This window comes from Ruegeria sp. SAZD011 (genome assembly GCF_059612545.1).
Genome location: NZ_JBXWQU010000009.1, coordinates 107,715 through 129,124, shown reverse-complemented (window position 1 = coordinate 129,124; position 21,410 = coordinate 107,715). Strand labels below are relative to the sequence as shown.

24 protein-coding genes and 1 tRNA gene are annotated in these 21,410 nt (G+C 64.4%); 13 read left to right on the top strand and 12 right to left on the bottom strand.

Features of this window, described 5'->3' with window-relative positions; genetic code table 11:
* On the bottom strand, window positions 1–687 hold the full coding sequence (locus AC2FLM_RS01870; protein ID WP_234145440.1) for a M48 family metalloprotease: 687 nt from the start codon (window positions 685–687) through the stop codon (window positions 1–3).
* Between the two features lie 241 nt (window positions 688–928).
* Here AC2FLM_RS01870 and AC2FLM_RS01865 point away from each other — a divergent pair, with 241 nt between their 5' ends.
* Window positions 929–1,120, top strand: coding sequence for a hypothetical protein (locus AC2FLM_RS01865; protein WP_496855121.1), 192 nt, complete (start codon window positions 929–931; stop codon window positions 1,118–1,120).
* A 35-nt stretch (window positions 1,121–1,155) separates the two neighbouring features.
* Here AC2FLM_RS01865 and AC2FLM_RS01860 read toward each other — a convergent pair whose 3' ends face one another.
* The 4 genes from AC2FLM_RS01860 to AC2FLM_RS01845 all read right to left on the bottom strand — a co-directional run bounded on the left by AC2FLM_RS01860 (window position 1,156) and on the right by AC2FLM_RS01845 (window position 4,978).
* On the bottom strand, window positions 1,156–2,340 hold the full coding sequence (locus tag AC2FLM_RS01860; RefSeq protein ID WP_496855119.1) for a vWA domain-containing protein: 1,185 nt from the start codon (window positions 2,338–2,340) through the stop codon (window positions 1,156–1,158).
* A 4-nt stretch (window positions 2,341–2,344) separates the two neighbouring features.
* Window positions 2,345–2,512, bottom strand: coding sequence for a hypothetical protein (locus AC2FLM_RS01855; RefSeq protein WP_011048221.1), 168 nt, complete (start codon window positions 2,510–2,512; stop codon window positions 2,345–2,347).
* Between the two features lie 6 nt (window positions 2,513–2,518).
* A complete protein-coding gene (locus tag AC2FLM_RS01850; RefSeq protein WP_496855117.1) occupies window positions 2,519–3,928 on the bottom strand; it encodes a DUF2927 domain-containing protein in 1,410 nt (469 codons plus the stop codon).
* A gap of 204 nt (window positions 3,929–4,132) precedes the next feature.
* Window positions 4,133–4,978 (bottom strand): AAA family ATPase, encoded by an 846-nt coding sequence (locus AC2FLM_RS01845; protein ID WP_234145444.1) that lies wholly within the window; start codon window positions 4,976–4,978, stop codon window positions 4,133–4,135.
* Between the two features lie 336 nt (window positions 4,979–5,314).
* Between AC2FLM_RS01845 and dksA the strand changes: the two genes are divergently transcribed.
* Window positions 5,315–5,791, top strand: a complete 477-nt coding sequence (gene dksA, locus AC2FLM_RS01840) for an RNA polymerase-binding protein DksA (protein WP_234145445.1) — start codon at window positions 5,315–5,317, stop codon at window positions 5,789–5,791.
* Between the two features lie 72 nt (window positions 5,792–5,863).
* Window positions 5,864–7,036, top strand: coding sequence for an FAD-dependent monooxygenase (locus tag AC2FLM_RS01835; RefSeq protein WP_496855114.1), 1,173 nt, complete (start codon window positions 5,864–5,866; stop codon window positions 7,034–7,036).
* 85 nt (window positions 7,037–7,121) lie between these two features.
* Here AC2FLM_RS01835 and xth read toward each other — a convergent pair whose 3' ends face one another.
* Window positions 7,122–7,928: an exodeoxyribonuclease III gene (gene xth, locus AC2FLM_RS01830; RefSeq protein WP_496855112.1), complete on the bottom strand. Its 807-nt coding sequence runs from the start codon at window positions 7,926–7,928 to the stop codon at window positions 7,122–7,124.
* Between the two features lie 346 nt (window positions 7,929–8,274).
* Between xth and AC2FLM_RS01825 the strand changes: the two genes are divergently transcribed.
* The 3 genes from AC2FLM_RS01825 to AC2FLM_RS01815 are packed head-to-tail and all read left to right on the top strand — an operon-like array spanning window position 8,275 to window position 10,705.
* Window positions 8,275–8,682 carry a hypothetical protein gene (locus AC2FLM_RS01825; RefSeq protein WP_496855110.1) on the top strand — a complete coding sequence of 136 codons (408 nt, stop codon included), beginning with the start codon at window positions 8,275–8,277 and terminating at the stop codon, window positions 8,680–8,682.
* 59 nt (window positions 8,683–8,741) lie between these two features.
* Entirely contained in the window at window positions 8,742–9,818 is a 1,077-nt protein-coding gene (locus tag AC2FLM_RS01820) for a DUF6902 family protein (protein WP_496855108.1), read from the top strand.
* Window positions 9,815–10,705 carry a DMT family transporter gene (locus tag AC2FLM_RS01815; protein WP_496855106.1) on the top strand — a complete coding sequence of 297 codons (891 nt, stop codon included), beginning with the start codon at window positions 9,815–9,817 and terminating at the stop codon, window positions 10,703–10,705. The genes AC2FLM_RS01820 and AC2FLM_RS01815 overlap by 4 nt, the downstream gene beginning before the upstream one ends.
* Before the next feature lie 3 nt (window positions 10,706–10,708).
* Here AC2FLM_RS01815 and AC2FLM_RS01810 read toward each other — a convergent pair whose 3' ends face one another.
* Window positions 10,709–11,032: a HesB/IscA family protein gene (locus tag AC2FLM_RS01810; RefSeq protein ID WP_234162379.1), complete on the bottom strand. Its 324-nt coding sequence runs from the start codon at window positions 11,030–11,032 to the stop codon at window positions 10,709–10,711.
* A gap of 75 nt (window positions 11,033–11,107) precedes the next feature.
* On the opposite strand from AC2FLM_RS01810, the gene AC2FLM_RS01805 reads away from it, so the two are divergent.
* From AC2FLM_RS01805 to AC2FLM_RS01775, 7 genes are all read left to right on the top strand, one after another.
* Window positions 11,108–12,265 carry a deoxyguanosinetriphosphate triphosphohydrolase gene (locus tag AC2FLM_RS01805; RefSeq protein ID WP_496855104.1) on the top strand — a complete coding sequence of 386 codons (1,158 nt, stop codon included), beginning with the start codon at window positions 11,108–11,110 and terminating at the stop codon, window positions 12,263–12,265.
* Window positions 12,266–12,336: 71 nt separating this feature from the next.
* Window positions 12,337–14,082, top strand: a complete 1,746-nt coding sequence (argS, locus tag AC2FLM_RS01800) for an arginine--tRNA ligase (RefSeq protein ID WP_496855102.1) — start codon at window positions 12,337–12,339, stop codon at window positions 14,080–14,082.
* 94 nt (window positions 14,083–14,176) lie between these two features.
* Window positions 14,177–15,268, top strand: a complete 1,092-nt coding sequence (locus AC2FLM_RS01795; RefSeq protein WP_496855100.1) for an SPOR domain-containing protein — start codon at window positions 14,177–14,179, stop codon at window positions 15,266–15,268.
* A complete protein-coding gene (nagZ, locus tag AC2FLM_RS01790; protein WP_496855098.1) occupies window positions 15,265–16,272 on the top strand; it encodes a beta-N-acetylhexosaminidase in 1,008 nt (335 codons plus the stop codon). Before AC2FLM_RS01795 ends, nagZ begins: the two co-directional genes overlap by 4 nt.
* Window positions 16,262–17,053, top strand: coding sequence for a segregation and condensation protein A (locus tag AC2FLM_RS01785; RefSeq protein WP_234145454.1), 792 nt, complete (start codon window positions 16,262–16,264; stop codon window positions 17,051–17,053). Before nagZ ends, AC2FLM_RS01785 begins: the two co-directional genes overlap by 11 nt.
* Window positions 17,050–17,706 (top strand): SMC-Scp complex subunit ScpB, encoded by a 657-nt coding sequence (gene scpB, locus AC2FLM_RS01780; RefSeq protein ID WP_496855096.1) that lies wholly within the window; start codon window positions 17,050–17,052, stop codon window positions 17,704–17,706. The genes AC2FLM_RS01785 and scpB overlap by 4 nt, the downstream gene beginning before the upstream one ends.
* A gap of 68 nt (window positions 17,707–17,774) precedes the next feature.
* A complete protein-coding gene (locus AC2FLM_RS01775) occupies window positions 17,775–17,993 on the top strand; it encodes a hypothetical protein (RefSeq protein WP_234136304.1) in 219 nt (72 codons plus the stop codon).
* A 10-nt stretch (window positions 17,994–18,003) separates the two neighbouring features.
* Here the strand turns inward: AC2FLM_RS01775 and AC2FLM_RS01770 are convergent, their stop codons facing one another.
* The 5 genes from AC2FLM_RS01770 to AC2FLM_RS01750 all read right to left on the bottom strand — a co-directional run bounded on the left by AC2FLM_RS01770 (window position 18,004) and on the right by AC2FLM_RS01750 (window position 21,406).
* Entirely contained in the window at window positions 18,004–19,083 is a 1,080-nt protein-coding gene (locus AC2FLM_RS01770) for a 2'-deoxycytidine 5'-triphosphate deaminase (protein WP_496855093.1), read from the bottom strand.
* A gap of 61 nt (window positions 19,084–19,144) precedes the next feature.
* Window positions 19,145–19,221 (bottom strand) — tRNA-Pro (locus AC2FLM_RS01765).
* Window positions 19,222–19,282: 61 nt separating this feature from the next.
* Entirely contained in the window at window positions 19,283–20,029 is a 747-nt protein-coding gene (locus AC2FLM_RS01760; RefSeq protein ID WP_496855091.1) for a MerR family transcriptional regulator, read from the bottom strand.
* Window positions 20,030–20,047: 18 nt separating this feature from the next.
* Window positions 20,048–20,350 carry an integration host factor subunit alpha gene (ihfA, locus tag AC2FLM_RS01755; protein ID WP_234136307.1) on the bottom strand — a complete coding sequence of 101 codons (303 nt, stop codon included), beginning with the start codon at window positions 20,348–20,350 and terminating at the stop codon, window positions 20,048–20,050.
* An 84-nt stretch (window positions 20,351–20,434) separates the two neighbouring features.
* Complete coding sequence (locus AC2FLM_RS01750; protein WP_496855089.1) at window positions 20,435–21,406, bottom strand: beta-ketoacyl-ACP synthase III; 972 nt, start codon at window positions 21,404–21,406, stop codon at window positions 20,435–20,437.
* Window positions 21,407–21,410 lie beyond the last annotated feature (4 nt).

The window sequence follows — 21,410 nt, the reverse complement described above, 5'->3', positions numbered from 1 at the left end:
TCAATGGGCCTGCCAGCGCGCTTCGAGCCGGTCAAGCGCGGCGATGCGCTCGGCGGTTTTGGGATGACTGAGCAGCCATGCGGGCGCCACCCCGGCGCGCTGCGCAGTGAGCGCGTCAAGCTTGTGAAACAGCGCCTTTTGCGGCGCCACACCGATGCCGGCCTTGGTCAGCAGGGCGGCGGCATAGGCGTCGGCCTCATATTCGTCGGCGCGGCTTAGTCGCGCGGCAAGCAGGGTGGTCAGCATATTGGCGATCCAGACCCCGAAAAAGGGGATGAACCGGCCCAGCAGCATGGCCAGCGCGGTGCGCATGGCGTTCTGGCCGGAAAAGTCGATCATCCGCCGCCGCGAATGGCCCAGCGCCACATGCCCCAGCTCATGCGCAATGACCGAGGTCAGCTCTTCGCCGGTAACCTCGCCGCTTTGATATTTGCGGTAGAAGCCGCGGGTGATGAAGATGCGCCCGTCAGGCGCGGCCAACCCGTTGACCGGGTCGATTTCATAGATATGCACCGGCACCCGCGCCACGCCCAGCGCCGCCGCCAGCCGGTCGGTCAGCCGTTTCAGCGCCGGGTCGGCCAGCTCGGTCGAGCGGGCATCCAGCTCGCGCCGGGTCCGCCAGGCCGAGAAATGGTACATGGCAAAGGCGTAGAGAACCGCCAGCAGGATCGGGGTGACACGCAACATGGATCAGATATGGGGCGTTCCGGCGACGGGGGCAAGCGGCAAGCCGCCGATGACGGGTCGGTCCGGTGGGCAGGGCGCCATCCTGGGCAGAGTTCTGCCCCCGCATCCGGCACCGCAGACAGGGTTTCCGCCGGTTTCATCCGGGTCCACGCAGGGGGCTTGTCGCGCCAAAGAGCTCGCGCCTAGCGTGCCACGGGCGGCCCGATGCAGCCGCACATCTTGATGCGAGGAACCACGAGCGATGACGACCAGATTGACCCTTTTGATTGCCTTTGCGCTTCCGCTGATGGGCTGTTCCGAGCCTGAGCCCGAGCCGGTACAGATCCTTGAAGCCCCCTCATTCGACAAACTGGGCAATCCGGTCTGTCCCGAAGGCTATAACCTGTCCACCACCGAGACCGGCGAACCGGTTTGTGCCGGGGTTGTGTACTGAACGCATGAAGCCGCTGGCCGCCGCGCAGCTGGGGGTCAGCGGGTCAGCACCCGCATGCCCTGTTCCAGCCCCGACAGGGTCATCGGCACCATCCGATCCTCGAATATCTCGCGGATCATGCCGATCGAATGGGTATAGTCCCAGTATTTCTCGGGCACCGGGTTGATCCAGAGGTTGCTGGCCCATTGCTCGCGCGCGCGCGCCAGCCAGACCTGGCCCGCCTCCTGGTTCCAATGCTCGTTGGCACCGCCGGGATAGGCGATTTCGTAGGGGCTCATCGAGGCATCGCCCACGAAGATGCATTTGTAATCGGGCCCATAAGTGCGCAGCACCTCATGGGTGGGGATCTGCGCATCCCAGCGGCGACGGTTGTCGCGCCAGACGCCTTCGTAGAGGCAATTGTGAAAGTAGTAATATTCCAGATGCTTGAACTCGGTGCGGGCGGCCGAAAACAGCTCTTCCACCACCTTCACATGCGGGTCCATCGAGCCGCCCACGTCAAGGAACAGCACCACCTTGACCGCGTTATGCCGTTCGGGGCGTTCCTTGACGTCCAGATAGCCGTGTTCGGCGGTGGCGCGGATGGTGCCATCCAGGTCCAACTCCATCGCGGCGCCCTCGCGCGCCCAGCGGCGCAGCCGTTTCAGCGCCACCTTTATGTTGCGGGTGCCCAGTTCGACCGTGTCGTCGAGATTCTTGAACTCGCGCTTGTCCCAGACCTTGACCGCGCGCTGGTGGCGACTTTCCTTCTGGCCGATCCGCACCCCTTCGGGGTTGTAGCCATAGGCGCCAAAGGGCGAGGTGCCGGCGGTGCCGATCCACTTGTTGCCGCCCTGGTGGCGGCCCTGTTGTTCCTTGAGCCGCTCGCGCAGCGTCTCCATCAGCTTGTCGAACCCGCCCAGCGCCTCGATCTCGGCCTTTTCCTCGGGCGACAGGTGTTTTTCGGCCATCTTCTCCAGCCAGTCGGCGGGGATGTCCACGGCCTCCATCACCTGCTCAAAGGTGATCTCTTCGAGTCCCTTGAAACTGGCGGCAAAGGCGCGGTCGAACTTGTCTATATTGCGCTCGTCCTTCACCATCGAGACGCGGGCCAGGTAATAGAAGGCCTCGACATCGTAGGTCGCCAGCCCCTTTTTCATGCCTTCGAGAAAGGTCAGGTATTCGCGCAGTGACACCGGAACCCCGGCTTTGCGCAAATTCTCGAAAAAGGGCAGGAACATCGGCTCAGACCATCAGACGGTGGATCACCAATGTTGCTATCATCCCGAGGAGCGCGAAGGCAATCGCGTAGCCCGCAGCATATTGCGCGATATCCGCGGTTGTGCCGTTACGTCGCTTGGCGGTCAGCCCGCCAAGCAAGGCGCCGAACAGCGCCGCTGCGATGACAATCATGCGTTCTTACCCGCCCAGTGCGTTGCGGGGGTTCAGGGCCGCGATCTCCTGCATCTTGGCCCGAACCGCCCAGTCCGAGCCGAACCCGTACCGCGCCCAGCCGACACTGTCCAGCCGCAGGTCGCGGGCAGCGTCGGTTTTGCCCAACAGGGTCAGCGCCTCGGCCTCGAGCATCATGAGGGTGGCCAGCAGCGCGGCATTCTCGGCCTGGGCGGCGACGTCACGCATCGGGCGCAGCTGGGCCAGCGCCCCGGCACCATCGCCGCGCGAGATGGCAAAGGCGGCGGTCTGGGTGGTCACATAGGCCTGATGCAGCCGGGTGCCCGGTGTCGATTGCAGCACCTGCATGGCGGTCGTGAAATGCCGCTGTGCCAGATCGGGATCGGCGGTTTGCAGCATCCGGCCAAGCATGTAGTGGCCAAAGGCGCGGCGCTGGTCCACCCAGCCCCAGGACTGGGCCATCTGCGCGGCTCGGTTGGCGGCGTCCAGCCGGGCCTGATAGGCCGTTCCGGGGCCAAGTGCGGCCTGTACCTGATCGATCCAGGCGCGCGGGGTCGACACGACCGGTTGCGCGGCAACGGTGACGCCGCGCGGGTTGAGCCGGCCCAGCAGGTCGGGCAGCACTGCGGCGACCTGGGCCTGGCTCATGCCGCTGCGCAGTTCCGGCGCATAGGTGGCACGCAGCACCAGCATGTCGAACCCGGTCAGGATGGTGTGGATATTGTCGTCGTTGAACACCGAATCCGGCAGGCGGTAGAGGTCGTTGAGCGGCCCGATCGCCTGTGCCAATTCCTCGTGCAGGCAGTCGCGCAGCTCTTGCGGGCTGCTGTCATAGGGTACGAAGATGCCCAGCCGCTCGCGCTTGCGCAGGTTGGCCCAGTTGGTCTTGTCCTTGCGGCGGTCGCGGCGGAATTCGGCCAGGCTCGACACGTTGGGAACCACGAAACAGGCGGCATGGGGCAGGGCGCGGCCGATCTCCTCGCGGCTGACGGCCTCGATGGTGATATTGGCGCTGGCGTCGCTGACCTGACGGATGTCGATCCCGGCCTCACCGCGCAGGCGCCCCAGCAGCCGGGTCAGGTCCGGTTGCAGGCTTGCGGGCGGCGAGCCGGTCACGCGCACGGTGATCGGGGTCTCGAACCGGGTAAACACCGGCAGGTCGCGCCCGCTTTCCAGCTGGAAATGCAGGGCCAGAAAATCGGCGGCAATGTTGCCGTTCGACCGTTGCGGCGGCTGCACCCGGGTGGCGCCAAAGCTCTTCATCGGCTCCAGCGACAGGCCGGGCGTCTGCGCGCGGGTCGGAGTATCCTCGAGCGGGACAGTATCACAGGCTGCAAGCCCGAGGCCCGAAACCACGGCAAGCGCCCGGAACAGCGGGCGGGAGACGGCACGGGAAAAGGCGCTTTTGACTGTCATCGTGTTACTGCTGCTCAACGTTACCAAACCTGTCAATCTTTGTCGGGGCGTAAGGTTACCGCTCTGACAAGGACATGGTGGCATCCGCACCCCTCCGGGGGCAAGCGCGCGAAGGGCGATTAAGGCCCCGTTTACTACTTTTTTGGAAACAAAAAGGGCGGCTCGAAACGAACCGCCCTCGATCGGTCACCAATTTCGCGTGAATCAGCGTTTGCCCCGCGCCATGAAGGCAAGCCGCTCGAACAAGTGTACGTCCTGCTCGTTCTTGAGCAGCGCACCGTGCAGTTTCGGCAGCGCATTGGCCCCGTCGCGGCGCAGATCCTCGGCGGTCAAATCCTCGGCCAGCAGCAGTTTCAGCCAGTCGATCACCTCGGAGGTCGAGGGTTTCTTCTTCAACCCCTGCGTCTCGCGAATCTCGTAGAACTGGGTCAGTGCGGCGGTCAGCAGCGTTTCCTTGATGCCGGGGTGATGCACCTCGACGATGCGGCGCATGGTGGCCTCGTCCGGGAAACGGATATAGTGAAAGAAACAGCGCCGCAGAAACGCGTCGGGCAGTTCCTTCTCGTTGTTCGAGGTGATGATGACGATGGGGCGCTGCCGGGCGCGGATGGTCTGGCCAGTCTCGTAGACATGGAACTCCATCTTGTCGAGTTCCTGCAACAGGTCGTTGGGAAACTCGATATCGGCCTTGTCGATCTCGTCGATCAACAGCACCACTTTCTCGTCCGCGTCAAAAGCCTGCCACAGCTTGCCCTTCTTGATGTAGTTGCTCACATCATGCACGCGCTCCTCGCCCAGTTGGCTGTCGCGCAGACGGCTGACCGCGTCATACTCATACAGGCCCTGTTGTGCGCGGGTGGTGGATTTCACGTTCCACTCGATCATCCGCAGGCCCAGGGCGCCCGCGACCTGTTTGGCCAGCTCGGTCTTGCCTGTGCCGGGCTCGCCCTTGACCAGCAGCGGCCGCTCCAGCGTCACGGCGGCGTTTACGGCAATCGTCAGATCGTCGGTCGCCACATATTCGGCGGTTCCCTGGAAACGTGCGGTCATGGCGGCCCTCATCCTGTCGTGCTTGGCCCTCAGGTAAAGCGCGCGTTTCGCTTTGGCAAGGCGCGCCGCCGCGTCGTACCGGGGACCGGAAACAGGCTGTTTCCCTCCGCAAGGCTTACAAAAGGAGTCTTTTCTCTGCATATGTCGTAACGTCAGTTTCCGCCCGAGCTCTTCGGCGCCGGCCCGAATTCATAAAAAAAACAAGGGTTTGCGCCTAGTTTTCAGAGGGTGCGATGAATTGCCGGTCAGGGCGGTTTTTTGGCCGCCGTCACATGTCTTTGTGTAGTGACATTCCCCGGCTCGTCGGATAAACGCTGCGGCAGAAGGGGGAGCCGAATGTCTGAAAATATTTCCGAAACGGACGTTGTTGGCCAGACCGAGGGAGCACAGATGAAGCCGGAATCCTTTCTGCCGGAAGACTATCGCCCGGCCGAAGACGAGCCATTCATGAATGATCGTCAGCTTGAGTATTTCCGCCGCAAGCTGATCAACTGGAAACACGAATTGATGGCGGGCAGCCGAGACACGATCGAAGGTCTGCAGGACAGCACGCGCAACATTCCCGACGTGGCCGACCGCGCCAGCGAAGAGACGGACAGGGCGCTGGAACTCAGAACCCGCGACCGTCAGCGCAAGCTGGTCGCCAAGATCGATGCCGCGCTGCGTCGCATCGATGACGGTGAATATGGCTATTGCCAGGTTACCGGCGATCCGATTTCGCTCAAGCGTCTTGATGCGAGACCGATCGCAACCATGACGCTCGAAGCGCAGGAACGTCACGAGCGCCGGGAAAAGGTCCATCGCGACGATTGACGTCGCGACCTGCGACAATCAGCGGAAACGCCGGGGTCTTTCGCCTCGGCGTTTTTGCGTTAAAGGGGGCGCATGGGAATGTTCGGAACCAGGATCATCGTGGTGGGCGCCGGCATCGGCGGGCTGGCCGCTGCGCTGGCGCTCAAGGCGCGCGGCGCCGATGTGACCGTGCTGGAGCAGGCCGACGCCATCGTCGAGGTGGGCGCCGGTATCCAGGTCAGCCCGAATGGCGCCGCGGTGCTGGGCGCGCTGGGGCTGGGGCCGGCCTTCGAGGAGATTTCGGTCCGGGCTCGCGCGGTGGTGTTGTCGGATTACCGCCGCCCGGGCGAGGTGGTGCGGCTCGACCTGATGCGCCATGCGGGCGACCAGCGCTATGCCTTCGTACATCGTGCGGACCTCGTCGACCTTCTGGCCGAGGCGGTGCGCCGGGCAGGCGTGCATGTCAGGCTGTTGCAGAAAGTGGACCGCGTCGATCCCGGTTCACCACCGGTCCTGCATATGTGCAACGGGGCCCATCTGACCGCCGATCTGGTTGTGGGGGCGGACGGGCTGCACTCGCGCGCCCGTGCCGCGCTGAACGGGGCGGGCAAACCTTTCTTCACCGGTCAGGTTGCGTGGCGCGCGACCGTACCCAACATGGTCGACCTGCCGGACGAGGCGCGGGTCTATATGGGGCCGGGGCGGCATCTGGCCTGCTACCCGCTGCGGGGGGGAAGCCTGGTCAATCTGGTCGCGGTGCAGGAACGCGCCGACTGGACGGCCGAAAGCTGGAGCCAGTCCGACGACCCCGCCAACCTGCGCGCCGCGTTTGCAGATTTCAGCGGCCTGCCCGCCGCCCTGCTGGCGCAGGTCAGCGCGCCGGGCCTTTGGGGCCTGTTCCGCCACCCGGTGGCGGAAACCTGGCATCGGGGCCGGGTCACTCTGGTCGGCGATGCGGCCCACCCGACGCTACCTTTCATGGCACAGGGCGCTAATATGGCGCTTGAAGACGCCTGGGTGCTGGCCGATGAACTGGGCAAGGCGCCGGGGATCGAGCTGGGGCTGGCCGCCTATCAGGCCCGTCGTCAGGCCCGCGCCCGCCGGGTGATCGCAGCGGCAAATGGCAATGCCTGGAAATACCACCTGCGCAGCCCGTTGCGCGGCCCCGCGCATCTGGCCCTGTCACTTGGCGGCAGGCTGGCGCCCGCCCGCATGGTGCGCCAGTTCGACTGGCTCTACCGCCACGACGTGACAATGGGCGCGTAAACGGCCCTCTCTTCTTCTGTTCCCAAATACCTCGGGGGAGACGCGCTTGCGCGGCGGGGGCAGCGCCCCCAAACAACCGTGCGGCTCAGATATCCAGCTCGACCCAGACCGGCACGTGATCGGACGGCTTGTCGCCGCCGCGTACCTCCTTGTCGATGCCGCAATCGCGCATCAGGTCGGCGGCCTGCGGGGTCAGCAGGAAATGGTCGATGCGGATACCGTCATTGCGGTTCCAGGCGCCGGCCTGATAGTCCCAGAACGAATAATGCCCCGGCCCCTGCACCCGCGCGCGGAACGCCTCGGTAAAGCCCAGGTTCAGGATCCGGCGAAAGGCGGCGCGACTTTCGAGCCGGAACAGCGCGTCCTCGCGCCAGGCCTCGGGGCGCTTGGCGTCCTCGGCCTGCGGGATGATGTTGTAATCCCCCGCCATCAGCGCCGGTTCCTCTGCCGCCAACAGCTCTGCCGCGCGGGCCCGCAGCCGCTCCATCCAGCGCAGCTTGTAGTCGTACTTGCCACCCGGCACCGGGCTGCCATCCTCGGCCAGTTCGACCGGGTTGCCATTGGGCAGGTAAAGCCCGCAGACCCGCAGCGCCTGTTTGCCCACCACCGTGGCCTCGATCCAGCGCGCCTGTTCGTCGCTCTCGTCGCCCGGTAGCCCGCGCGAGACATCCTCGAGCGGAAGTTTCGACAGGATCGCCACCCCGTTGAAGCCTTTCTGGCCATGCGTTTCCACGTTATACCCGCGTTCTTCGAACAGATCGCGGGGGAAAGCCTCGTCCACCGACTTGATCTCTTGCAGCAGCACCACATCGGGTTGGGCGCTGTCCAGCCAGTTTGGAAGCGCCTCGGCGCGGGCCTTGATCCCGTTGATGTTGAACGTGGCGATCTTCATGTCCGGGTCCCCCGTGCTGGCTTTGCCCCGATCTATCCCCGATCCCGGCGGCGGGGGCAAGCGATGCAAGAACCCGCAGATCGGCAAGGTCGGGCGAATCCGTCCCGCCGATTCGCTGTGAAGTTGCCGAACTTTCGCCCCAATTCGCTGAATTTTCGAGTTGTGGATAAAAATTTTTCAATGATTTCCGTGTCCTACAATTTTATTGAATGACTTATTTTTGCCTCATTTCCTTAATGTGGATAACTCATTATTTTGCAACGCATGATTGAAAAATATCTTTTCGAGAGCCGTCGGTCCTGCAACCGTGAGGGGGTCATCAACACCAACTCTGGGGGACAGACCAATGACTGCCATGCTCAAGATCAACCAAATCCAAGGCGAAATCAAAGACGGTGCCAGTATGATGGATGGCGACGTAACGGAAATGTTCTCGTCCGGCTCCGCGCCGATAACCTCAGCACGCGCAATGATGGGCGAGGGCGTTCAGATGTTCTCGACCAGCTGCCAGGCCTCGGGCGCCGACACCGCCACGGGCGAGGGCGTTCAGATGTTCTCGACCAGCTGTCAGGCCTCGGGCACCGACACCAGCACGGGCGAGGGCGTGCAGATGTTCTCGACCAGCTGCCAGGCCTCGGGCACCGACACCAGCACGGGCGAGGGCACTCAGATGTTCTCGACCAGCTGCGAGAAGGTGGGCGCCGTTGCGGTCAAGCTGGGCGAAGGCACCCAGATGTTCTCGTCGGGCAGCTGAGCACGGAACAGGTAAGGGCCGGGCGTTTGTTGGACGCCGCGAAACACGGGAGATCTCTCATGTCGAACGTCATCCAGCTGAACGCCCGGCGCCCAAGCTTCGGGCCCCTTCGGGGGCTCGCGGCGCTGATCGACGGCTTTGCCAGCCACCGTCGGTTCGGAGACGACGTGTTCTGGCTCAAGGAAAATGCCGAGCTGCTGAACATTCTGGAATGCACCGGCCAGGCACCGGGCCAGGAGGCCCTTGAGCCGCATCTGGCCTTTTACACCGACCTGCCCGAGCGGCTGCGTTTCTTTCCGCAATATTACCGGTTCCTGCTGTCGATCTGCCTCGATCTCGAGGATCTGGGGATGCCGGGCGATACCGGGGCCGAACTGGCGGACTGGGTGGCGCGGCAGGGCCTGCCCGAGGCGGAACTGTCGGATTTGCAGAGGGCCGAGGCGCGCCGCCTGCTGGCCCGGCGCGGCGTTGTGATCTCGTCACGCGATGCCGGGCTGACTGTGCGGCTGCATGATTTCATCTCTCGCTCGCAGACTTTTGCACTGCCCAACAAGAAGGCCGCTTATGAGCTGACCCATATCGTTTTCTACCTGTCCGAATACGGGCGGCGTGCCCCGAAACTGCCGGCCGAGGCGCTTGTCAGCCTCGAATATGTGGGTCTTTTGGCCTATCTGGAGCAAAACGCGGATCTTTTGGCAGAAATCTGTGTCGCCATGCGCTATGCTGGCACAACGCCCTCGCCGATCTGGGAAAACTGGCTGGCGGGCGCGATGGGGGCATTCAGCCTTCGCAGCGGAGCGCAGGCAGACATGCAGGATGACTATCACGAATATCTGGTATGTGCCTGGGCAGGGCTGGCGGCGCGGCGCGGCGCGCCCGCGCAGGCGGTGGCGCCGGGGCCCGTCTCGTTCCACCGGACAGCAGGCTGGAGCGGCCCGCTGCGCGAGATTTCCGAATGCATCTACCGGATGGGGGCCGCGCGCAGCGGCGACTGGCACCGGATGCGCCCGCAGATCGCGGCGCAGCTGAGCGAGACCGGCCATGACATCCTGACCGAGGCCGAGGCCAGCAGCCCAAGGTTCGACGCCTTTTTTGCCGGTTTTGCCCGCAGCAGCGTGATGCGGGTGGCGGGATGAGGGCGGCGCTGACAGGCGGCGGGCTGGTTCTGGCCTATACGGCGGTGATCTCGTCGGCGGACGCGATCACCAAGCTCATCGCCCAAGGGTATGCGGCGCCACAGCTTTACGCGATCTCGGGGTTCATCGTTGCGGCGATCAGCCTCGCGGTGGCGCGGGGTAACCGGACGCGGGCGCTCAGAACCGTATGCCCCCGCGCCATGGCGCTGCGGGCATTGGCAACGGTGGTGGCCTCGCTCTGCTTCTTTCATACCTTCCGGCTGCTGCCTTTTGCAGATGTCTTTGTCTTTATCGGTCTGATGCCGATCGTGGCGGCGCTGATGTCGGGGTTGATGCTGGACGAACATGCCCGCCCGGCGACCTGGGCCGCGCTGGTGGCGGGGTTTGTGGGCGTGCTTTGCCTGATGCCAGGCGGTATCGGTGCCATCGGAGCGGGGCATCTCTGGGCGCTGGGTGGGGTGGTGACGGGCACCTTCTCGCTGATCCTGTCGCGCTATATCGGCCGGTATGAAAGCAATGCGCTGGCGCAGGTGTTCTATCCGAACCTGGCGCTGGGGCTCAGCATGGCGGTGGCGCTGCCCTTTGTCTGGGTGCCGATGCCGATGCTGGATCTGGCCTGGGTCGGGGCCTATGCGGCGCTCTTGTTCCTGGCGCGCTGGCTGCTGGTGATCGCGCTCAGGCTGCTGGCGGCCTATGTGGTCACACCGCTTCTGAACCTGCAATTCGTCTGGATGGTGGCGTTGGGCGCGCTGGCCTTTGGCGAATGGCCCGCGCCGATGACCTGGCTGGGTGCTGCCATCGTGATGGTCTCGGGCCTCTATCTGATCTGGGATCAGATGACCCCAACGCGCGCGCAGGAGGAGTTGAGCCTGCGCACCGATCCCTGAGGTTCAGATCGAGAACGAGGTGCCGCAGCCGCACGAGGCGGTGGCGTTCGGATTGTCGATCACGAAACGGGCGCCGATCAGCTCTTCGGAAAAGTCGATGACGGCGTTTTCCAGAAACGGCAGCGAAATCGCGTCGACTACCACCCGCTGACCCTGGCCTTCGAGCACCAGATCGTCGGACTTGGGTTCGTCCAAGGCGATCTCGTATTGAAAGCCGGAACAGCCGCCGCCTTCGACCGCAACGCGCAGCGCCTGGCCCTGATCCGCGGCGCCGATCTCGGCCAACCGGGCAAAGGCGCGGTCAGTCACTTTGGGGGGCAGGCGCATTGCGGTCTCCACGGTTTCTTTCCGGTGCTGCCTGCAATATAGAGGGGGCAGGGACAGGCGACAAGGACGAGACCATTGAAAAGAGCGGGGTTTGCCTCGGATCCGGGCCGCGCGCGCGGGCGGCTGGTGGCCGAAGAGGAAAGCGGCTTTCGCTCCTGTTTCCAGCGTGATCGCGACCGGATCATTCATGCCAGCGCCTTTCGCAGGCTGAAGCACAAGACCCAGGTCTTTGTCGAACATGAGGGTGACAGTTATCGCACCCGGCTGACCCATTCGATCGAGGTGGCGCAGGTGGCGCGCACCATCGCGGGGGCGCTGGGGCTGAACCCGGAGCTGACCGAGGCGGTGGCGCTGGCCCATGACCTGGGCCACACGCCCTTTGGTCATACCGGCGAGGATGCGTTGCACGCGCTGATGGAACCCTATGGCGGGTTCGACCACAACGCCCAGGCCATTCGCATCGTCACCCGGCTGGAACGGCATTATGCCGCCTTTGACGGGCTGAACCTGACCTGGGAAACGCTTGAGGCCATTGCCAAGCATAACGGCCCGGTCACCGGGCCGCTGCCCTGGGCGCTGGCGGAGTGCAACGCTGCCTTTGATCTGGAACTGGACACCCATGCCAGCGCCGAGGCGCAGGTGGCCGCCCTGTCCGACGATATCGCCTATAACAACCACGATCTGCATGACGGGTTGCGCGCCGGGCTGTTCAGTGATGACGAGATCGCCGAACTGCCCATCGTCGGTGACTGTTATGCCGAGGTCGACCGCACCTATCCCGATACCGATGCCTATCGCCGGAGGCACGAGGCGCTGCGACGGGTGTTCGGCGTGATGGTGGCCGATGTGATCGACACGTCGCGTGCGGCGCTGGCCGGGTCGGGGGCCGAAAGCGTTGAGGATATCCGCCATCTGGGCCGCCCGGTGATCCGGTTTTCGGATGCGCTCTGGTCCGATCTGCGCCAGATCAGGGCCTTTTTGTTCACCCGCATGTATCGCGCGCCCTCGGTCATGGTGGTGCGCGAACAGGTGGCGCGGGTGGTCGAGGAGCTCTTTCCGATCTATCTGAACGATCCCCGGCAGATGCCAAAACACTGGCATGGTGAAATCGACGCCGCCCCGGACGAGACCGCGCTGGCGCGGATCGTGTCCGATTATGTCTCGGGCATGACCGACCGCTTTGCCTTGCAGGACCATGCGCGGCTGACGGGAAGCGAACCGATCCGGCACTGACGCGCGCGCCAGGCTGCATTGACCTTGGCGGTTTGCGTGGTAAACCGCCAGTCAAGCAAAAGGATGCCGAGATGAACCTCTTTACCGAGATGCGCGGCCTCGTTCTGGAGGCGCTGGACCAGATGCAGGCCGAGGGCGCGCTGCCCCAAGGTCTCGATTTCGCCAATGTGGCGGTCGAACCGCCGCGCGATGCCGCCCATGGCGACATGGCCACCAACGCCGCCATGGTGCTGGCCAAACCCGCGGGCCAGAAACCCCGCGACATCGCCGAAGCGCTGGCCACCCGGCTGGCCGCTGATGGCCGCGTGGCCAAGGCCGAGGTGGCCGGGCCCGGATTTCTCAACCTGACCCTGGCCGCCCCCGTCTGGCAGCGGGTCGTGGGCACCGTGCTGCAAGACGGCACCGCCTATGGCCGCTCGGACATGGGGCAGGGCAAGAAGGTCAACGTGGAATATGTCAGCGCCAATCCCACCGGCCCGCTGCATGTGGGCCACACAAGGGGCGCGGTGTTCGGTGATGCGCTGGCCAGCCTGCTGGATTACGCCGGCTATCAGGTGACGCGCGAATATTACATCAACGATGGCGGCGCCCAGGTCGATGTGCTCGCCCGCTCGGTCTATCTGCGCTATCTCGAGGCGCATGGCCAGGCGGTGGAATTTGCCGATGGCACCTATCCCGGCGAGTACCTGGTCGAGGTCGGTCAGGCGCTCAAGGACAAGGTGGGCGACGCCTATGTCGGTCAACCCGAAGAGGTCTGGCTGGAGGAGATCCGCAACTTTGCCACCGATGCGATGATGGATCTGATCCGCGCCGATCTGGCCCAACTCGGGGTTCAGATGGACGTGTTCTATTCGGAAAAGTCGCTCTATGGCACGGGCCGGATTGAGGCGGCGATTGACAGCCTGCGCGCCAAGGGGCTGATCTATCGCGGCACGCTGGAGCCGCCCAAGGGCAAGCTGCCCGAGGATTGGGAGCCGCGCGAACAGACCCTGTTCAAATCCACCGAACATGGCGATGATGTGGATCGGCCGATCATGAAATCGGACGGCGCATGGACCTATTTCGCCCCCGATATCGCTTATCATTATGACAAGGTTTCCAGGGGCTTCGACGCGCTTATTGATGTGTTCGGTGCCGATCATGGCGGCTATGTCAAACGGATGAAGGCCGCCGTTTCGGCCCTGTCGGACGGGCGCGTGCCGCTCGACATCAAGCTGTGTCAGCTGGTCAAGCTATGGAAGAATGGCGAGCCGTTCAAGATGTCGAAACGGGCAGGCAACTTCGTCACCCTGCGCGACGTGGTCGAACAGGTTGGCCCGGATGTGACCCGCTTTGTCATGCTGACCCGCAAGAACGACGCACCGCTGGATTTCGATTTCGACAAGGTGCTGGAGCAGAGCCGCGAAAACCCGGTGTTTTACGTGCAATACGCCCATGCGCGGGTGTCCTCGGTGCTGCGTCGGGCGACCGAGGCGGGCATTGATGCCTCGGATGCGGCGCTGCGCGTGGCTGACCTGGGCCTTTTGGGCCACGAGGCGGAACTGGCCGTCATGCGCAAACTGGCAGAATGGCCACGCCTGGTCGAGATTGCCGCGCGCACCAACGAGCCGCACCGGATCGCCTTCTATCTCTATGAACTTGCGGGAGATTTTCACGCGCTCTGGAATCGCGGCAACGATCTGGTCGAGCTCAGATTCATCCAGGATGGCGATCAGGGCACAAGCCAGGCAAAAATCGCACTGGCCCGTTCGGTGGCGGTTGTGATTTCAGCCGGTCTTGCTATTCTTGGCGTCACTCCGGCGGAGGAGATGCGGTAACTCGAAACAACACCGCCCAAACCGTCGGTCGAGGCAGTTTCAAGAAAAACCTTTGCGTGATCAACGTATTGCGCGGCAGGGCAGTGAGGCGGATATGGCGAGTTTCGATTACACGGGTCACGTGAACCCGAACCATGTGCAGTATAGCTATCAGATGCCCGGCATGGGGCTGGATGTCGAGGACGAGGCCCTTGCCGAGGACATGGGCGAAGATTACGGTCATGCACCCGCGCGACCGGGTCTTGCCCGTGCGATCAGCGTGGCGGGTGCGGTCGGATCGTTGGCGCTGGTCGTGGGCATCGGTATCTGGGGCTACAAGCTGGTGATGCGCGATGTCAGCGGTGTCCCGGTCGTGCGCGCGGTCGAGGGGCCGATGCGCATCCAGCCAGACAAACCCGGCGGCACCCCCGCCGATCATCAGGGCCTTGCCGTCAACACCGTGGCCGCCGCGGGCAGCGCCGCGCCGCCCGCCGACCGTCTGGTTCTGGCGCCGCGCCCTGTGTCGCTGAGCGAAGAGGACCTGCCGATGGACGAGCTGCGCCCGACCCCTGCTTCGCTTGAGGTCGATGCGGCCGATCCCGAAGCCGTCGAGGCGTTTCGCAATGGTGATATCGACAGGCTGGTGGCGGAACTGACCGAAGGCACCGCGCCGCTGGAAGCGCGCGAGAGCGCCCTGCTGGATGAGGGCACCAGCCGCACCGCCTCGATCGAACAGCCCGAACCTTTGCCCGCCATCGACCCGGCCGACCTGCTAGCCGAGAACCCGCAACTTGCGCTGGTGGACGAACCCGGCGTTGCCCGGTCGCTGCGTCCCCAGACCCGGCCGCAGCGCTCGGTTCCGGCCGAGACCGAGGCACGCGCGGCCATGAACGCGGCAGTGACCGCCGCTGTTGGCGCCGCTACAGCGGTGGATCTGGACCCGGCCAGCCTGCCGGTGGGCACACGCCTGGCCCAGCTGGGCGCCTATGACAGCCCCGAGATCGCGCGGGCGGAATGGGACCGGCTGAATGGCCGGTTTGGTGAATATCTCGACGGCAAGCAGCGGGTGATCCAGGAGGCCTCGAGCGGTGGGCGCACCTTCTATCGCCTGCGCGCCGCAGGCTTTGACGATCTTGCCGAGGCCCGGCATTTCTGCTCGGTTCTGGTGGCAGAACGCGCCGATTGCATCCCGGTCACCACCCGGTGAACTTTGGTGCCACCATTCTTGATGCCGAGGGGCTGCGGCTGACTGCCGAAGAAAAGGCCCTGTTTCGCGAGGCCGATCCATTTGGCTTCATCCTGTTTGCCCGCAATGTCGACAGCGCCGATCAGGTCCGCGCGCTGTGCGCGGAGATACGCGATGCGGTGGGCCGCGACTGCGTGATCACCGTCGATCAGGAAGGCGGCCGGGTGCAGCGCCTGCGCCCGCCGCTGGCACGCAACTGGCTGCCCCCGCTCGATCATGTGACGCGGGCTGGCACAGGGGCCGAGCGCGCGATGTACCTGCGCGCCCGGCTGATCGCGCATGAGTTGCGCGCGGTGGGGATCGACAGCAATTGCGCCCCGATGCTCGATCTGGCGCGCGACGACACCCATCCGTTCCTGCGCAACCGCTGTTATGGTTCGGAGCCCGAAACCGTGGCCCGGCTGGGCCGTGCCGTGGCGCAGGGGCATCTGGACGGCGGCGTGCTGCCGGTGGTCAAACATATGCCCGGCCATGGCCGCGCCACGCTGGACAGCCACCATGACCTGCCGCATGTGGCGCTTGCGGTCGAGGCGCTGGACGACAGCGACTTTGCCCCGTTTCGCGCGTTGAACGACATGCCGATGGGTATGACCGCGCATCTGGTCTATGACCGGATCGACCCGCGCCCCGCCACCATCTCGCCGGTGATGATGGCGTTGATCCGCGAACGGATCGGGTTTCAGGGCCTGATCATGACCGACGATATCTCGATGAAGGCGCTGGCGGGCTCGATCGCCGACAAGACCGTACAGGCGCTGGCCGCTGGCTGCGACGTGGCGCTGGTCTGCAATCAGACCCTGGCCGAGCGCGCCGCCGCCGCCGGGGCTGCTGGCCGGATGCGTGCCGAGGCCCAGGCGCGGGCGGAACGGGCGCTGGCCCTGCGTCAGCCGCCGGGGGAACTTGACATCCCCGCCGCCGAGGCGGAACTATCTCGCCTCATGGGCGGGCAGGTGTATGACGGATAACCTTTTCAGCGAAGAACCGACCTCGGTTGCCGACCGGCTGGCCGCCGAGGCGCTGATCGTCGATGTGGACGGGTTCGAGGGGCCGCTGGACCTGCTCTTGACCCTGTCGCGCACGCAAAAGGTGGATCTGCGCAAGATCTCGGTGCTGGAGCTGGCACGGCAATATCTGGCCTTTGTCGAACGCGCCAAGGCGCTGCGCATCGAACTGGCCGCCGATTACCTGGTGATGGCGGCCTGGCTTGCCTTTCTGAAATCGCGCCTGCTGCTTCCGCCAGACCCGGATGAGGATGGCCCCTCGGGCGAGGAACTGGCCGCGCATCTGGCCTTTCAGTTGGAGCGCTTGCAGGCGATGCGCGATGCCGCCGCGCGGCTGATGGGGCGAGACCAGCTGGGGCGCGACTTTTTCCGTCGGGGCAAGGGCGAGGATATCGCCCGCATCCGTACCGTGACCTATTCCGCCTCGCTGCTGGACCTGATGCAGGCCTATGCCCGCATCCGCACCCGCGACGAATTCCGCCCCTTCGTGATGGATCGTGACAAGGTCTATACGATGGAACAGGCGCTGGAACGGATGCGTGGGCTGATCGGCTTCGCCGGCAGCTGGACCGATATGGCCAGCTATCTGCCCGAAGGCTGGGGCAAGGATCCGGTGCGCCGCCGCTCGGCCACGGCGGCGACCTTTGCCGCCTCGTTGCAACTGGTCAAGGAGGGCCATCTGGAAATCCGGCAAAGCGAGCTCTTCGCCCCGATCCACCTGCGCAAGAAAGATACCGAGACATGAGTGACGCGCCCGAGGAAAGCACCGAAAGCCTGTTCGAGGCGCCGCCGCTGGCGGAACAGGAACGCATGGTCGAGGCGGTGCTGTTTGCCAGCCCCGACCCGGTGGGCGTGAGCGATCTGGCCGCGCGCATGCCCCATGGCAGCGACCCGGCCCGGGCGCTTGAAATGCTGCGCAAACGCTACGAGGGGCGCGGCGTGCGGGTGGTGCAGGTGGGCGAGGGCTGGGCCATCCGCACCGCGCCCGACCTCGGCTTTCTGATGCAGAAGGAAACGGTCGAGACCCGCAAACTGTCGCGCGCGGCGATCGAGACGCTGGCGATCATCGCCTATCACCAGCCGGTGACCCGCGCCGAGATCGAAGAGATCCGGGGCGTCTCGGTCAGCCGGGGCACCATCGACCAATTGCTGGAAATGGAGTGGATCCGTCTGGGCCGCCGCCGGATGACACCGGGCCGCCCGGTCACCTTTGTGGTGACGCCGCATTTCCTGGACCATTTCGGGCTGGAAAGCGCCCGCGACCTGCCGGGACTGAAAGAACTGCGCGCCGCCGGGTTGCTGGAAAACCGCCCCCCGCCGGGCGCCTTGCCGATTGCCGAGGCCCGCGAAGAGGGCGAGGAGAACGAAGGCCAATCCGAGCTTTTTGAAGAAGATTGATGCCGAGGCCCTGAAATTTCCCAAATTCGATGCTATGTCTCTGCCCGGGCAGCAAAGAGGAAAAAATCATGAACGTGAACCAGCTGATCGACATGATCGTCCGCACGGTGGTGCGCCGGGCGGTGAATGGCGGCGTCAATGCGGGCTTTGACGCGATGTCGAATCTGGGGCGCAAATCGCGCAAGGCTCCGCCGCCGCAACACCAACCGGAACCCGATCCCGAGCGCGAGCGGATCCGTCAGATGCGCCAGGCGCGTCGCGCGGCTCGAAACGAACAAGAGCTGTAGTGACAGGGTGTTATGCAGGGGTCTTGAAGTGTTTTGACAGCTTCAGCCCCTGGCCCTGATAATTCGACGCGATGCCCGCGCCGTATAGCTGGGTGGGCTGTTCGGCCATCTTTTCATAGACCAGCCGTCCAACGATCTGCCCGTGTTCCAGCACGAATGGCGCTTCGTGACAGCGCACCTCAAGCACCCCGCGCGAACCGGCGCCACCGGCCTGTGCATGGCCGAAACCGGGATCGAAGAAGCCCGCGTAATGCACCCTGAATTCGCCCACCATGGCCAGATAGGGCGCCATTTCGGCGGCATAGAGCGGCGGGATATGCACCGCCTCGCGGCTCACGAGGATGTAGAACGCACCGGGATCGAGAATGATGCGGCCATCGCGGCTGCGCACCTCCTCCCAGTATTCCGCCGGATCATAGGCGCCGATCCGCTCCAGGTCGATGACACCGGTATGCGGCTTGGCCCGATATCCCACCAGATCACTGCCCGGCAGGCGCAGATCGACCGAGAAGCCCAGACCGTCCTGAATGACGGCCGGGCCATCGACCAGCGGCATCTCGGCATGCAGCGCGCGCAGGGCGGTATCGTCCAGCACCGCCTGACCGCGCCGGAACCGGATCTGGTTCAGCCGCATGCCCGGTCGCACCAGCACGGAAAACGAGCGGGGGCAGATTTCGGCATAGAGCGGGCCGGTGTAGCCCGCGGGAATACGGTCGAATTCGGTGCCGCCATCGGTGATGGTCCGGGTCAAGAGGTCCAGCCGCCCGGTCGAGCTTTTGGCATTGGCAACGGCGTTGATTTCAGCGGGCAGGGCCAGCGATTCCATCAGCGGCACCAGATAGACGCAGCCCTTTTCCAGAACCGCGCCCTGACTGAGGTCGATCCGGTGCATCTCGAACTCGGCCAGACGGTCGGCAACACTGTGTCCGGCCCCCGCCAGAAACGAGGCGCGGACGCGATACGCCACGGCGCCCAGGCGCAAATCCAGGCTGGCGGGTTGGATCTGTTCAGGCAGAACCGGCGGTTCGGCACTGATTTCTCCGCCCGCGATCATTGCCTCGATCTGCTGGTTCGGGCACACGCCGGTCATCCCGTTCCCTCCGCGGTCCAGAGGCCCTGGTCTGCCATTTTTTCGTTACGTCGGTGTGATTTGGTCGGGCTAGCAGGACTCGAACCTGCGACCTTCCGTCCCCCAGACGGACGCGCTACCAGGCTGCGCCATAGCCCGACGATGTGGTGTTCATACCGGTTTTCCCGGCAGGGGCAAGAGGAAAACATACCCTTTTTTCTTATCCCGCCTGCCGGTCCAGCCAGCTCTGCAACTTGGTCGCCAGAGGAAGGATGCCGGACTGCGCAGCGGCGGGCAGGTCGTGGATTTCAGCAAGTGCCGTCAGCAGGCCCGGCTCTGCCTCGATGTCATCGTCGGCGGGGATATCGGCCACTTCGATGGCAAGCGGACGGGGCGGTGCGTCGGCCTCTTGTGGGGGGGTGTCTTCGACCGCATCCTCGGGGGTCTTGTTCTGAACAGGGTCCACAGCCCGTTCGGGCGCAGACAGAATCTCGACATCTCCGGGGGTCTCGTCCTCTTCGTCGTCCTCAGACGGGGCGGGGGACGAATCGGCGACGATCTTTTGCAGAACCTCGGTCGGGACAGGTTCGCCCAGGTCCATGTCGAACTGTATGGCGCTGTCCCTGTCAGAGGGCTGGACATTGAACCGGACCACGTTGCCGCCACTTTGTGGGCCGGGAGAGGCCGAATCCTCCAGATCCTGCGACTGGCCCGAAACATGGGCGACGCCCTGTTCACGCAACAGTTTCTGCACGCCCTTGATGGTCATGCCATCGTCATGCAGCAGCTTTTTGATGCCACCCAGCAACTGCATGTCCGCGGGCCGGTAATAACGGCGCCCACCGGCACGCTTGACCGGTTTGACCTGGCTGAACTTGCTCTCCCAGAACCGCAGTACATGGGCCTGCACCCCCAGCCTTTCCGCGACTTCCGAGATGGTGCGAAAGGCGTCGGGCGATTTGCTCATGAAAACGGACCCTTTGATTTACTTGCGGTTTCCGGCGGCAACCCGTTCCTTCATCAGGTGCGAAGGGCGAAAGGTCAGCACCCGGCGCGGCTGGATCGGGACTTCCTCGCCGGTCTTGGGGTTGCGCCCGATCCGGGCGGATTTGTCCCGCACGCTGAAGGTGCCGAAGGACGAGATTTTCACCTGTTCGCCGCGCACCAGCGCGTCGGACATGTGGTTCAGCATGCTTTCCACCAGCTGTGCGCTTTCATTGCGCGACAGGCCCACTTCGCGGAAAACCGCCTCGCTCAAATCCATCCTTGTGAGAGTTTTGTCACTCATGCCGACCCCCTGTTGCTGACAAAGCATAGGGGGTCAGGAAATTCCCTGTCAATATCAATGAATTGCAAAGCGCAGGATAGGCCGCTACCAGCGCAGAACCACCGCACCCCAGGCCAGGCCGCCGCCGATTGCCTCGGTCACAACTAGATCGCCGGTCTTGATCTGGCCGCGCGCCTTGCCCACCGACAGCGCCAGCGGAATCGAGGCGGCGGAGGTGTTGCCGTGGTCCTGCACCGTCACCACGACCTTGTCCATCGGCAGGCCCATCTTCTTGGCGGTGCCCTGGATGATACGGATATTGGCCTGATGCGGCACGATCCAGTCCACATCGGCGCTGCTCAGCCCGGCCTTGCCCAGAGCGGTCTCGGCTGTCTGGGCCAGCTTCTCGACAGCATGGCGGAACACCTGGTTGCCCTGCATGCGCAGATGGCCGGTGGTCTGGGTCGACACGCCGCCATCGACATAAAGCAGGTCCTTGTAGCGACCGTCGGAATTCAGGTCGACCGACAGGATACCCCGGTCCTGCGGGGTGCCTGCGGCCTCTTCATATTCCAGCACCAGCGCCCCGGCGCCATCACCGAACAGCACGCAGGTCGAACGGTCGGTCCAGTCCATGATCCGGCTGAAGGTTTCGGCGCCGATCACCAGTACCCGCTTGGCCTGACCCGACACGATCAGTGCGTTGGCGTTGCTCAGCGCATAGACGAATCCCGCGCAAACCGCTTGTACGTCAAAGGCATAGCCATTGGTCATCCCCAGCCGCGCCTGAACCATCGTGGCCGCCGACGGAAAAGTGAGGTCGGCGGTCGAAGTTGCCAGAACGATGGCATCCAGTTGGTTGGCGGTCATCCCAGCATCGGCCAGCGCGGCCTCTGCGGCACGGGTGGCAAGGTCCGATGTCGTCTCGTCCTTGGCGGCGAAATGGCGCCGTTCGATCCCCGACCGGGTCCGAATCCATTCGTCGGTCGTATCCAGGGTTTTCTCGAATGCCGCGTTGGGAACGATCTGTTCGGGAAGATAGTGCCCGACACCTCTGACAACTGCGCGGCCTGCCATTGAT